Annotated in this window: 11 protein-coding genes; all 11 read right to left on the reverse strand. The window is 53.4% G+C overall.

Annotation, left to right across the window (positions count from 1 at the left end):
* Positions 1-30: 30 nt before the first annotated feature.
* Positions 31-1,113: a chemotaxis-specific protein-glutamate methyltransferase CheB gene (gene cheB, locus MCM46_01905; protein MCG3110553.1), complete on the reverse strand. Its 1,083-nt coding sequence runs from the start codon at positions 1,111-1,113 to the stop codon at positions 31-33.
* A 10-nt stretch (positions 1,114-1,123) separates the two neighbouring features.
* Positions 1,124-1,984: a protein-glutamate O-methyltransferase CheR gene (locus MCM46_01910; GenBank protein ID MCG3110554.1), complete on the reverse strand. Its 861-nt coding sequence runs from the start codon at positions 1,982-1,984 to the stop codon at positions 1,124-1,126.
* Positions 1,981-3,969 carry a HEAT repeat domain-containing protein gene (locus MCM46_01915; protein MCG3110555.1) on the reverse strand — a complete coding sequence of 663 codons (1,989 nt, stop codon included), beginning with the start codon at positions 3,967-3,969 and terminating at the stop codon, positions 1,981-1,983. Before MCM46_01915 ends, MCM46_01910 begins: the two co-directional genes overlap by 4 nt.
* A gap of 93 nt (positions 3,970-4,062) precedes the next feature.
* Entirely contained in the window at positions 4,063-5,184 is a 1,122-nt protein-coding gene (locus MCM46_01920; protein ID MCG3110556.1) for a response regulator, read from the reverse strand.
* A gap of 22 nt (positions 5,185-5,206) precedes the next feature.
* Positions 5,207-7,429, reverse strand: coding sequence for a methyl-accepting chemotaxis protein (locus MCM46_01925; protein ID MCG3110557.1), 2,223 nt, complete (start codon positions 7,427-7,429; stop codon positions 5,207-5,209).
* Positions 7,426-7,962, reverse strand: a complete 537-nt coding sequence (locus MCM46_01930; protein ID MCG3110558.1) for a chemotaxis protein CheW — start codon at positions 7,960-7,962, stop codon at positions 7,426-7,428. Before MCM46_01930 ends, MCM46_01925 begins: the two co-directional genes overlap by 4 nt.
* Before the next feature lie 8 nt (positions 7,963-7,970).
* Positions 7,971-10,064, reverse strand: a complete 2,094-nt coding sequence (locus MCM46_01935; GenBank protein MCG3110559.1) for a methyl-accepting chemotaxis protein — start codon at positions 10,062-10,064, stop codon at positions 7,971-7,973.
* Positions 10,065-10,107: 43 nt separating this feature from the next.
* Positions 10,108-10,722 carry a chemotaxis protein CheW gene (locus MCM46_01940; protein MCG3110560.1) on the reverse strand — a complete coding sequence of 205 codons (615 nt, stop codon included), beginning with the start codon at positions 10,720-10,722 and terminating at the stop codon, positions 10,108-10,110.
* Positions 10,723-10,765: 43 nt separating this feature from the next.
* Entirely contained in the window at positions 10,766-11,053 is a 288-nt protein-coding gene (locus tag MCM46_01945) for a MerR family transcriptional regulator (GenBank protein MCG3110561.1), read from the reverse strand.
* Between the two features lie 378 nt (positions 11,054-11,431).
* Positions 11,432-13,519 carry a chemotaxis protein CheA gene (locus MCM46_01950; protein ID MCG3110562.1) on the reverse strand — a complete coding sequence of 696 codons (2,088 nt, stop codon included), beginning with the start codon at positions 13,517-13,519 and terminating at the stop codon, positions 11,432-11,434.
* A gap of 8 nt (positions 13,520-13,527) precedes the next feature.
* The gene (locus MCM46_01955; protein ID MCG3110563.1) at positions 13,528-13,902 is read right to left on the reverse strand and encodes a response regulator; all 375 of its coding nucleotides are present in this window, start codon (positions 13,900-13,902) and stop codon (positions 13,528-13,530) included.
* Between the last annotated feature and the right edge of the window lie 16 nt (positions 13,903-13,918).

Below are 13,918 nucleotides of genomic sequence, written 5' to 3' on the forward strand. Positions count from 1 at the left end.
TATAACACAGCCTATTTCAAAGCGCCAACCCTATTTTGGAAGACGCCGATAATACCGCGTGATCTCCGCCGCAATCTTATACAACGGCAAAACGTGATCGACGACCCCCGCTTGAATCGCCTCTCGCGGCATTCCAAAAACAACCGCCGTCTCCTCCGACTCCGCCAACGTGATTCCTCCCCTTTCCTTCACTTTTGTTAATCCGATCTTTCCATCATCTCCCATCCCGGTCAGGACCACCCCAAAGACCGCCTCCTTGAAGAACTCTGCGGCGGAGATCATCATCAGATCGACCGAGGGGGCGTATCGATCGGCCTCTCCCTTCGCTTTCAGGCAGGTATGAATCCGGGAGCCGATCTTTTCAAATAAAAGATGATAGCCCCCGGGGGCGATATAAACCCGCCCTGCTTCCAGCGGTTCCCCGCCGCCGACCTCCGAGACCTGCAAGCGGGAAAGTTTGTTCAGGCGTTCCGCAAAAGATTTGGTGAATCCCGGTGGCATATGCTGAGAGATCACGACCGATACGGGAAGATCCTCCGGGAGATTCGAGATGATTTCAACCAGGGCGGGGGGCCCCCCCGTCGATGCCCCGATCGCCAAGAGCCGGGAGAGGCCTTCTCTCTGTTTGGGGGGCTGAAGAGAAACTTCAATCCGTTTTTTGGAACGGGTGAGCTTGGAATACTTTTTTGACAAGCTCTCCTTTGGAATTTTAGAAAGGGTCTCGATTTTGGAGATGAGCGCATCCGGTTGCTCCAGGAGCGTTCCGTTCGGTTCCGGTTTTCCATAGAAATCGCACGCTCCCAGCTCCAGCGCCCTGAAAACAGTGTAGCCGTCGGATCGGGCTGAGACGACCAGCACCGGTGTCGGATAATAGGCCATCAGCCAGCGGAGAAAGGTAAACCCGTCGATATGAGGCATCTCCAGATCGAGGAGAATGACATCAGGCTTTTTCTCGACAACAAGCCTCATCGCCTTTTCGCCGTTTTCCACCAATCCCGCAACAGCCAGGTGGGGATACTTTTGAAGAATGACATTGATCATTTGTCTAAACAACGGCGAGTCGTCAACGATCAGAAGTTTGATCGGCGTTTGTTGAAGCCTTCCCTTCTCCATCTCTTTCCTCTCATCCATTCTTTGCCAGAAACGGCTTTTGGTACACGAGATCGTTCTTAAAATGTTTTAACGCATAATGGGTGGAGAGATTCATCAACGACTCGGAATGGCCGAGGAGGAGATACCCCCCTTCTTTCAGCTTTCCGTAAAACCCCTCGACCACCCGCTTCTTAACGGTCATGTCAAAGTAGATAATCACATTCCGGCAGAAGACCGCGTTCACTGCGGGAAGCAGAATCCATCTCTCCCGGTCGTTCAGGTTCAGGTGGAGAAAAGTGACATTTTTTTTTACCCGATCGTTGATTTTAAATCCGGCCGTTTCTTTCGTGAAATACTTCTTTTGAAAATAGGGGTCCATGGAGCGGAAGGAGGTCGGCTGGTAAATTCCGCGTCGCGCGCTCTGAAGGACATTTTGGCTGATATCGCTGGCATAAATTTCAACGTTCCAATCATGGAATAACGGACTTTCCAGGATTAACATGGAGAGGGTATACGGCTCCTCGCCGGTGGAGCAGCCCGCGCTCCAGATCTTCAACTGTTTTGTTTTTTCCTCCATATGGGCCAGTTCCGGAAAGATCTCCTGACTAAACGTCTGAAGCTGATGATTCTCGCGAAAGAAGTAGGTTTCATGGATGGTGATAATGTCGATTAAAGAAGCCAGCTCCTCATCCCTTTTCAGGTCGTATTTTAAAAAATAATAATAATCACGGAAATTATCGAACTGTTTCCGCTTGACGCTTTGCTGCAATCGGCTTTCCATGATGAACTTCGAATCATCGGAGAAATAAATCCCCGAGATCTCATAAATCATGTCTCGAAGAAGCCGGAAGACCTCATCGTTCAGAACGATCTGCTGGTCGCAGGGATTCATTCGTTTCCAATCAACATGGGTCCGCTCTCCGATTCGATCTGAGAGAGGCACTGGCGCGCGGTTTCACGAACCATCGGATCCGAATCGGAATCGGCCATCTCTTTTAATCGAAGGATCGACGAGCGATCCCGAAGGCGACCGATTGCCCGAATCGAGGCCACCCGGACGGTCCAATTCAGATCGCTCAGAAAACTTTGGAGGAGTGGAACCACCGAGGGCTCGCTCAGAAGACCCAAAGCCAAAATAGCCGCTTTCTTTACATCGAGGTCCGGATTGTTTGTCTCGGCTAAAATGAGCGGGAGCGCCCATTTTTCCCGGCGTTCGCCGAGAACGGAAAGGGTGGAGATTTTCACGGCGCCGACCCGGTCCGAGAGCAATTCGAGCAGGAGGGTTCGGGCCTTTTCTTCCTCGACCCGGGCCAAAATCGGAGCGATCGCCGACCGAACCCAGATATTCTCGTCGTGAACAAGCGGATGCAGGGTGTCTGCCAGATTGGCAAGGTGCCCGATCTCATCCCCCGCTAAAATCTTGAGCGCCGCCAGACGAACATCGGCAGACTCATCACCCAGGGCGAGGAGAATATGTTGGCTCACCTCCGGTGAATGGAAACAACCCAAGGCGGCGACAGCCGCTTTTCGAACGCTCTGCTCCGGATCGCTGAGGAGGAACCGCAAGGGTGCGATCGCTTTTTCCTCTCTCACCCGTCCCAAGAGAAAAGCGGCGTTGCTGCGAAGCGCCGAAGAATCGTGGCGTAGATAATCAAGGAGTGTCGTCCGGGGGAGGGCCTCCTTCATCTGCAGCAACGCCTTGACCGCACTCTCCTGTACGTTCGGGTAAACATCGGTCAGAACGGGCAACAACGCGCCGATCGTTCCGGGATCTCCGACTTCTCCCAAGGCGGCCGCGGCCGATTGGCGAACATGGCCGCTGCGATCTTGCAACAGTTCCAAGAGAGCCGGAACCACCCGGCGCCCCCCGATCCTTCCGAAGACGGTCGCCATGACCTCCCGAACAACGTCGTCCTGTCCGGACAATCCGGCGATGAGCGGCTCGATATGCTCCTTGCCGATTGAAACGAGCGCAGAGAGGGCTTCCTCCCGGCATTCACTGTTGATCAGCGGAATGAGGATTGAAACGCTTCGGGCCTCCGCCACCCATCCGTACATACGGATTGCGGCCCGCCTCAAAAAGGAATCTGCATCCTGGACGGCTTCGTCGAGAAGGGCGCAGGTCGAATCTTGGTAGACTTCCTTCACACGGCGATGAATCACGGCGCGATCGGTCGTCGATTGTCTCGATTCCAATGCGGCGATCGCCTTCAGGGCGGAGCAGCGGATGCTCTTTGAGCCCGATTGAAGGGCCGCCGTCAACGCCTCCAAGACCCGCATGTCTCCCATCGTCCCGAGCGCTTCCAGGACGGCCCGTCTGTACGGATTCTTCGCCAGAAGACCGATCAGCGGCTCCACCGCACGGGAATCGCCGATTTGCTCCAGGGCCTTCACCGCCGAGAAGACGAGAAGCGGATTCTCCCGCGTTAAAATCTCCAACAGCGGCGGGACCGACACGGGATCTCCGATTTTTCCCAAGGCTTCGACCGCCGAAGCGGCGATATTCTCGTTTTGATCCGAGAAGAGGGCCACCAAGGGGGGGACGGCCTTTCTCTCCTTGATTTCACCCAGCGTATCGATGATCAGCTTCTTGACCTCGTCATCGGTGCGGCGAAGTGAAAAAAGGAGGGGATCGACAGAGGTTTTTCCGAACTGAATAAAGACCTCGACCGCCGCATTCCGCATCCCGATATTCTTCTCTCCGCTGAGACGGTCGATCAGTTGATGAACGATCCGATTTCGATCGACCCCCTCCAGCAGGATGGCGGCCGCCATTTTCCGAACCCTCCAATCGGAATCGCCCAACGCGGTGATGGCGGGGTCGATGACCGAGGCATCGGGAAGACCGGCCAACGCATTCAATGCGGAGAGTCTCACCTCCACATCCGGGCTCGTTAAACGTCTCGCAATATCTTCTTGAACAGATCGCATGGATCCCCGAAAAGAATCGATCAACCGCCCAGCGGGCGATCAGCCCTTTTTCTTCCTGATAAAATCTTCGAAAGCCTCTTTATAAAAATCCCGCACCTTTTGGACTTCCGGAGCGACCCTGGAATCGTAGTGTTTTCTTCCCTCTTCGATTTCCTCTTTCAGCAGTTCATAAAACCGACCGGAGCGTATCCCCTCTTCGACCTTCTTTTTGTTGTAAAGAACGATGTCGGAGACGATGATTCGCGCCAGCCGCTTGGCGTCCTCGTGCTCCTTCGGCTCCGGCGCTTTTTCAGTCGGCGGCTCAAGGGCCGGGGGGGGACCACTCTCATCCAAGGTAATACCGGCTGGCTGCTCGACGCCAAGGGTCTTTCCCTGATCGATTTCCGGCGAAATCGACCCCATTTCGGAGGGCTGGGTCCGTGTCGTTTCCTCCAAAGAGGGCATCGACGTCTCTCTCAGGACGGGATCCCTGGCGGTTTCGGCCGCAGGGGGCGGGACGGGGGAATCGCCGTTCTGCTTCCGATTCAAATGTTTCCGGATTCTGACGAGAAGATCCTTCTCGACATGATGGCGTTCGATATAATCGTCGGCGCCGAAAAGGGAGCTCGGTTGTCTCCGATATTTATTGTTCTTCTCATAGATGGAGGCCATCAGGATGACAATCGTCTCCTTGAGGCGGTCGTCTTTTTTGATCATATTGCAGAATTCGCTCCCTAACCCATCGGGAAGACCGACATCGATCAGCGCGATCGCAGGGCGTTGCCGGTTTAGAAGAGGAAGAATTTCCTTTCCCGAGTTGGCCTCGACCACCTTGAAACTGGCCCCGGAAAGGAGCTCCTTGATCATCTCTTTGGTCCCCTCGCCGTCGATCGCAACAAGCACCTTCTGAGGATCGATGGCGGCGGGGAGAGGGTCCTCTTGGAGCGGTTCTACCGACCGCGCCGGAGTCGCCGCCGGCTTCGATCGTTCCGGGGTTGCCGTCGCCTCATTTTGCGGGGAGGGGGTCTTGAACGCGTGCGCCCCTTTTTCCACCAGGATTTCGACGACGATTTTTGTTTTTAAAATGGACCGGCATCCCCTGCAAACCAGGGCGGTATCCTCGTCGAGATGTTTCATGTCGAGCGCGAGTTCCGTTTGACACTTTGGACATTGTACAATCATTCCCCGCTCCTTCCCTTCCGACTTACAGCTTAAATCTCGATATTTCCGCTTCCAGTTGCTTGGATTGGCGCATCAGTTCCTCGACGGAAAAACCGACCTTTCCGACGGTGTCGACGTTTTCGTGGGTCACCTTCTTGATCTGATCGATGGCGTGCATAATCTCTTCGCTCTGAACCTTCTGGTCCGACGTCGCATTGGCGATTTCTTGGGCCAGGCGGGAGACCTCCTCGACCGTCTCGGTGACCTTCTTCATTCCTTTTGAGTGAGACAATAAAACAGACTGAAGCCCCTGCGTGATCGATTTCATCCGGTGAGTGGCCTCGATGATCTGTTCAGAGCCTTTGCTTTGCTCATTGGTCGCTTTGGCGATTTGGTGCACCATTTGGTTGACCCGCTCCATCGAGGTGGTGACCCGCTTCACGCTCTTCGATTGTTCTTCCATCGTATTCGCCACGAAGGTGATCTTCTGGGTCGAATGGCTGATGCTCTCCACGATTTTCCCGAGCGCCGCGTGAGCCGAATTCGAGAGGACCACCCCCTCCTCGACGCGGGCGTTCCCGACATCGATCGCCTCCACCGCCATCTTTCCCTCGGACTGGAGCGCCTTGATAATTTCATGGATTTCGTGCGTCGATGCGGCGGTCCGATCTGCCAACTCCTTAATCTCATTCGCCACCACGCTGAAGCCTTTTCCATGCTCGCCCGCCTGGGCGGCGATAATGGCGGCATTCAGCGCCAACAGATTCGTCTGTTCGGCCACTTCATCAATGACATTCAAGAATCGGCCGATGTTCTCCGTCTGCTTTTGGAGATTGCGGATAACCCGGCCGACCTCGGTCGAGTATTCCTTGATCCGCGTCATCCCGTCCATCGTCATTTCAACCGTTCTCTTTCCGGCGTCCGCATTGACGCTGACCTCGCGTGAAAGGTCAACGGTCTGAACCACATTTTCGCGCATTTGGTTGAGCGATTGATCCATCTGGATCATTGCGGAAGAGGTGACCTCCGCCTCTCCGAGGAGCGTTTCCACATTTTCATCGATCTTCTTCACCGAGGATGACATCCAAAGAATCGAGGAGGAGGCGTCTTCGACTGAGGTGTTCAGGATCGTCATGTTTTTCGCAATCTCATCCATCGCGAAGGTCATTTGTTGGATCGCGCCGGCGCTTTCCTTCGATGCGCCGGCCAGGCTTTCGCTGGTCTCGGCGACGCTGCGGATGCTGCTGTTCATCTGCTCGATGGAGACGGAGGTCGCCTCGGTCGCATTGATCTGAATTTCCGCCCCCTGCATGATCTCGCGGCTCCCTTCCATGACCCCGCTCGAGGTGGAGGAGACATTCTTCGCCGCCGTCAGGATTTGCGCGATCAAATTGGACATCTTTTCGGCGAAGAGATTGAATCCGCCCGCCAACCTTCCGATTTCATCGCTGCTCTTCACCTCCAACCGTTTGGAGAGATCTCCCTCTCCGCCGGCGATGTCTTGAATCCGCTCCGACACTTTGATGAGCGGTTTCATCGCCAGACGGCTCATCGAGAATTTCAGGGCAAATCCGGTAATCAGGAGGGTCGCCGCCGAAAGGATGAAGAGATTTCGTTTTTGATCCTGAATATCGGCGTGCATCCCTTCGATCGAGGTGGAGATCATCAGGACCCCCCGCAGCTTGTGGTCGGAATTATGGCAGAGGAAACAGCGGTCGAAGTTCGGAAGCGGCTTCAGATAGGTCATGACATTTTGATCGGCGATCTTTTCAAAATAATAGGTGTCCGGCTGCATCGGATCTTGAACATATTCCTGGAAAGCCGTTTTAAACTCCGGCGTATCGACACCATCGGCCACATTGTGCTCCTTGTTCCGGTGATTGCCGATCCATTCCGGCCTCAATCCGCCCGGAGCGCGTGTTTTAACATCGTCCAAGGTGATAAAATCCTGAAAAGCCTCTTCCGTTCCGTTTCCCGTCTTTCCACGAATGATTTGAATGCGAACCATCCCCGGTATGTCTTTCAAATCTTCAATGATATGGCGCGCGATATCGGCCCGAAAGTTGACCATGCTTCGATCCAATGTCCGATGAATCGAAGAAGCGAGCATTTCGGATTTCTGATGTGTTTGAGAAACCGAATACTTTTCGATTCGCTCCGAAAGGAGGTAATAGAGAATCCCGAATCCGCACACGAGAAACGTCAGGATGATCGCAAGGATCTTCATTTCGAGGTGATTCGCCAGGTAGGTTTTGAGTTGTTTCATTGCTTCCTCTTAATTTGAGGAGAGAGATCCGCTCCATTCAATGTCGTTTGGCTGAGCGTCTCTAACTCGGATGTTTCGGCCGCAGTCCATAATTGCTCTAGGTTCAGCAGAACGATCAAGCGTTCACCCACCCTGTAAATTCCCTCTACATACGCTGCGTTTTGATCCATGAACGATTCTGTTTTTTGGATTTGATCCTCGCGGACTGCCATCACCTCATTCACGCAATCGACAATCAATCCGATCTTCTGTTGACGCACTTCGACAATCAAGATATGCTCCGGCACACCCGGTGGAACCGCCGCCTTGAATTTTTTCCGGCTGTCAATGACAGGAACAACGGCTCCCCTGAGGTTGATGACCCCTTCGATTCCTTCCATCGCCCCCGGCAGAGGATGGACCGCCTTCGCATAAATAATCTCCTTGATCCGCTCGATGGAGACCGCGTATTCGATTCCTGAAGCGTTGAAGCGGACGATTCTCTTTTCCGCTTTGACTTTTTCTTCTTTTTTCGTCTCTTTGAACAGCGGCATGTCAGTCGTCACACTTTATATCGGTTGATCTCATCCTTTAAGATGCCCGCTTGTGTGATGAGGCTTTCGACCGCCTCATTCATCTGTTGCGCCATCTGCATACTGACCTGTGTAATCTGGTGTATCTCTAAAATTGATTTGACGATCACTTCACTTCCTTTTTTATGCTCGCTCATTCCCCGGCCGATCTGCTGAATCCGTATGGTCACATCCTCGACCGCATCGCTGATCTGTTTGCTTCCATTCGCCTGCTCTTCCGTCGAGATCTTCACCTGGCGTGTAATCGACCTCATCTTCTCCGAGGCCTCGGTGATATGCTCGATTCCTTTCCCCTGCTCCTGCATGGCCCGGTTGATCTGTTGCACCATTGTGTTCATCTTTTCCATCGCCTGACTGACCTGGTTGATCGCTTGGACCTGTTCATAGGTGGCCTTTTCAATTTGGCGCGACATGTTCGATGATCGCTTTGAGACATCCAGAATCTTGTTCAACGATTCACGCGCATTGACGGAAAGGCGGACCCCTTCTTCGACGCTTTGGGACCCTTCATTAATCGAAACCACCGCATCTTTCGCCTCGGATTGCACGTCTCGAATCAGCTGCGCGATTTCTTTCGTGGAGGCGGCCGTCCGATCGGCCAAATTCTTAATTTCATCCGCGACGACCGTAAACCCTTTCCCTTGCTCACCGGCCTGCGCGGCCAGAATGGCGGCGTTTAATGCGAGCAAATTGGTCTGCCGGGTCACTTCGTCGATGACGGTGAGGATCTTCCCGATATGCTCCGTCCGTTCATCCAGTTTATTGATGACGTTGGCCGATTTTTCGACCGTTCGTTTGATCTTTTCCATCCCCTCGATTGTTTTCTCAATCGCATCCATCCCCAAGTCGGTCGCATCCTGACTTACTTTCTCCGTCATCACGGCCGACTCTTTCGCGTTTTTCTCCACCTCCCGGATCGATGCATTGACTTCATTGATCGAGGCGGTTGTCTCCACCGTATTCATCGAGAGCGCGTCGATATGCTCGACCACCTGCTTAATGGAACTCGACATTTGAATCAGGGAGGAGGCGGTGTCTTCGACCGATGAGGAAAGGGTCACGGTGCTCGTCGCCACTTGACTGATGGCCGCGCTCATTTCGATGAGCGACGAAGAGGTCGCCTCCGCGGAGGTGGAAAGCCCATCGATGTTCTCCGAGATACTTTTGACCGACGCATTCATCTCCTCAATCGACGACGAGGTTTTCTCCGCCGCTTTCGCCTGATGGGTGGCCCCTTCGTTGATTCTGCGCGCATTGATCATGACCTTGTCGGCGACAGCCGTGACCTGTTGAGACGTATCTTGAATTCTTTTAATCATTCCCTTCAGCCCGTCCGACATCTGTCCCAACGCGTTGGCGAGGACACCCACCTCATCTTGCGTCTTTACCTCGACCGGTTGCCTGAAATCTCCGCCAGCAATCTTTACGGCCAGCTCCGCCATCTGTTCAAGGGGAGCGATGATGATCCGCGTGAACACCAACGAAACGAACATTCCAATTCCGATCAACGCGCCGAGGATGGAAAGGGTGACCAGAAAGAGCCTCTTCATTTCCGACTCGATCCCAGTTAGGGAAAGTCCGACACGGATGAGCCCCACCTTCTTACCGTCATGCGATTGCATTGCTCCCAGGTGAACCGGCACAACGACATCGAAATAACGTCCTGACGCATTTTGATAACGGTAGACCGTCGGTTGTAACGTCCTCGACGCTTGGACGGTGAGTGGATCCTTCAACGTCTTCCCGTTTTCTCTCTCATCGGAATGAATGATGATCTTTCCTTCGTGGTTCAAAACGGCGATATATGCGACATCCAATTCATGGGAGGGGCCGAGAATCATCTGCTCCAGCGCGGCCCGGTCTTCGACAGACACCGCCAGCGCGCCGAACTTCGCAATACCGTTGGCCAGGGCCAATCCTCTTTTTTGAAGCTGACCTTCAAAGGAGTTCTTTAGCCCGATGAGCAAGGTCAGGCCGATGAGAAAGCCCATTGTTCCCAACAGCAAGCCGATGATCAGTAAAAATTTGAATTTCAATCCCCGCTTGGGTTCCGTTTGATTCATCTCTTGCATGATGGCTCCTTATCCCGCATCCTCTTTCTTTCTATCAATTGATCTGCAATGTTTTTTCAATATCCAAAAGAATGAGAAGCCGACTCTCGTGTCTTGCGATATTTTTGATAAAACCGGCGTCGACGGCCGCCACGCCGGCCGGGGTCGGTTCCAAATGGCGTCTCATCAACCGGACAACATCATTCACGCGATCCACCAACATCGCCACCATTCCGTTTTCAGTGGTGCAGATGATGAATCGGCTTTTCGGCTCGTTGACGAAAGGAGCGAGCCCCAATCTCGCGCGCATGTCAAAAACGGGAATCACATTGCCTCTCAAAGTGATAATGCCTCTGATGTAAGATTGAATGCGCGGAATAAGCGTAATTTCGGTCAATTTCGTGATTTCCTGAATCAGCCCGATATCCACCGCGTATTCTTCATCCTCAAGATTGAAGGTGAGCAGCTCCAGCTCCTCAGGGGCGACTTCAGACGTCTCTTCCTCCATCGGCAACGCCGTTTCACTCGCATCGGGAAGCGCCTCCTCCAAAGAAGAAACCGGCATCGGAGACGAAGGGGGAGGTGTTTCCGCTTCCGTCGCAACCGATTCCGAACCGATCAAACCTTCTCCGGCTTCGACCGCTTCCTGCGCCTCGGGAGCGCATTTCATCTCTGGGAACGCCTGCTGCTCTTTTGCCATACGCCGAGGGGGCTTATTTTGCCGACTCTTCTTGGCCATTCTGCCTTATCCGCTTGGACCAACTCTCTCTCACTTTCTGTGCCGCTTTGCTGACCAGAAAGCCCTCATCCGTAAGCGCCTTTACCTCTTTCAAAAAATAAAAATCATCGTCGGTAAATCGCTTAAATACTTTTTTCCCATGCGGCTCCAGAATGGGCCGGACCACGCCGATCAAAACCCAGTAGTCAAGCTGCCGGTGTGAAAGGTTCAACAAACCGCAGATCTCTTTCGGTCCGAGTTGTTTCGGAATGGAATCTTCCATCGATTGAACGGCCCCTCACTTTACGAACATACCGGCTTAGAATCACATCCCACAGGGTTGTGGGATTTAAGAGCAGTTAAATTGCAAGTCGTATGCCTCTACCTTGAACGGATTCGCCTCTAAAATCCTTTGCGTAAACATACTCTTCTACTATTCCCCTTTTGTCCCCCTAAGCGGTAATATCCCAAATATGTAAGCTCATTCACGGTCGCATAACAAAAAACGGCATCCGACAAATCACATCCTTGTGACATTGTAAGACCTCGCGGATATGACGACAGGAACGGATTGGCAGGTTTTGATTCAGATTGCTGTAAGGCAGGTGTTTTTGCTTTAAGGAATGACTACTTGAACATTTCGGATCAGAAAACGGAGAGGTTATCCAGCGATCTCGATCTTCTTCTCTTTCCCGAGGGTCGCCTCGTCGATTAAAGAGGCGACATCCAGAACCAAAATTGTCTTACGGTTTCCAAGCTCGGTCGCGCCTGAAATCCCCGGAACATCTTTTAACAATCCCCCGAGGGATTTAATCACGATCTCCTGCTGGCCTTCGACGGCATCGACTACCAGACCGATCCGCTTCTCCGCCAGGCCGACGACGATCACGTAAAGCCGGTCATCCGCCGCCTTCCCCTCCCCCAACTCGAAGAGGTCATTCAACCGAACCAATGAGAGGGTATGGTCCCTCAGCTGGACCACCTCTTTTCGCTCGATGGTCTTGATCTCCTTGGAGGAAACCATCAAGCTCTCCGAGACGGAATTCAAAGGGATGGCGAATGTTTCCATCCCGACCCGGACAATCAACGCTTTGATGATAATCAACGTGATCGGCAAGGTGATCGTAAAGAGGGTCCCTCTTCCCAACGTCGTTTCGACATCGACCAGCCCGGAGAGCTTGGCAATATTCTTTGCGACCACATCGAGCCCCACCCCTCTTCCGGAAATCTCCGTGACCTGTTCGGCCGTTGAGAACCCGGGGAGGAAAAGGAAATGAATCAGCTCCCCTTCGCTGTACTTTTTCCCCGGATCGATCAGGCCGCGCTGTTTGGCTTTCTTATAGATCCGATCGGCATCGATTCCGCCGCCGTCGTCCTCCACTTCGATGACGATGTGGTTCCCCTTCTGAATCGCGCGAAGATGAATCGTGCCGACCTCCGGCTTCTGCGCCTTGATTCTCTCCTCACGGCTTTCAATCCCGTGGTCGAGCGCATTTCGGATAAGATGAAGAAGGGGATCGGCCAGATCTTCCACCATCGATTTATCCATCTTGGTCTCTTCTCCTGAGACCATGAGATTGACCTCTTTATTTAAATCTCTCGAAAGCCTTCGGACCGTCCGCACCAGACGATCGAAAATCTGCCCGATCGGGATCATTCGCACCTCAACGAGCTTCTCCTGAAACTCGCTGATCCGCTTGTCGAGCATCCTCGATGCCTTCAGCAGCTCCAGGGACAATCCGGAGAAGCCCGATTGTTCCAAAAGCTCTTTGCTGATCTGGCTGACGACCGCCTTGCTCAGAACGAGCTCTCCAACCATGTTGAGCAGAACATCGAGCTTTTGAATATCGACCCGGACCGTTTGCGCCATGCTTCGGAGGGACGCTCCTTCCTGGGGAGAAAGCGAGGAAGGAGGAGCCGGGCTGGACGCCCCCTCGGAATTTAAAGGGACTGGCGCGATCGCCTCCGGCTTCGGAGAGGCCGAGCTTTGCCCCTTCTTTCCTTTCCTCTGAATTTCTCTAATCGATACCTGATCGGAGGTGATCTCCGAACCAAGCGGGGCGCTCTCCGGCGGGAGGCCGACAATGAGGTTGAACTCCATTCCCCCCTCCGGGGAGGGGCTGATGCTCGGAAGGGTGGTAATGATCTCCCCCATTCTCTGGATCTTTGCGTTCAATGTGGAGAGATCGGTGTCGAATGTCTCCAGCTTGAAGCGGGCCTTCACTTCAAAAAGAGTCGCATTCGACTTGATGTTCTCAAAAAGGCGATGGCTTTCGTATTCGGTGAGGACGTTTAAAATGGAAGGATCGAGATCGACGCCGTCGAGCTGGTTCGCCCCAACTTCTTGCGGTTTTCCGCTCAAAGCGGCCTGGATCCGCTCCTCCATCTGAGAGATCTCGGGCTCTTCTTTTCCGTGGGCCGCAGACTCGATCATCTTCTGGAGCAGGTCGACCCCGTCAACCAGGATATTGAAAATTTCGGCGGAGAAGGTCAGTTTTCCCATCCGAAGCTTGTCGAGCATATCCTCAAGGTGATGGCTCACCCGGGAGACCCGGCTCAGGCCGATCATTCCGGACATCCCCTTGAGCGTATGCGCCGCGCGAAAGATCGCGTTGATCACGTCGGGGCGCACCTGAGTCCGATCCGGCAACGTTTCAATCTGCCGGAGATTTTGATGCAGCACTTCGATGAGCTCTTCCGCTTCCGGAACAAAATCATCCAAGGCTGGATCTTTTCCCTTCTCGGCCATGCCACTCCCTACTTTATGTTCAGAAGCTCCTTCACCGTCTTCTTGACGTGCTCGGGGTCAAACGGCTTCGTGATATATTTCTGGGCGCCCAATGCCAAGCCCTTCTGGATATCCGCTTGGCCATGCTCCGTTGAAACAATGATCAGTGGAATATTCCGGTAGGTTTCATTATTCTTGATGAAATGGACAATTTCGAGGCCATTAATCTCCGGCATATTGATGTCGGTCAACACCAGATCGAAGGATTGCATCGGAAGCGCTTTCAGCGCTTCAAACCCGTTGCTCGCCTGAACCGTTTCAATCCCGTCGATCTCCTCCAGGGTCGAGACCAGAAGCGAGCGCATGGTTGCCGAATCATCCACCACAAGCACTTTTTTCTTCACTTCTCCTCCAGACCCA

This window comes from Candidatus Manganitrophus morganii, assembly GCA_021651055.1.
GTDB classification, from domain to species: domain Bacteria; phylum Nitrospirota; class Nitrospiria; order SBBL01; family Manganitrophaceae; genus Manganitrophus; species Manganitrophus morganii.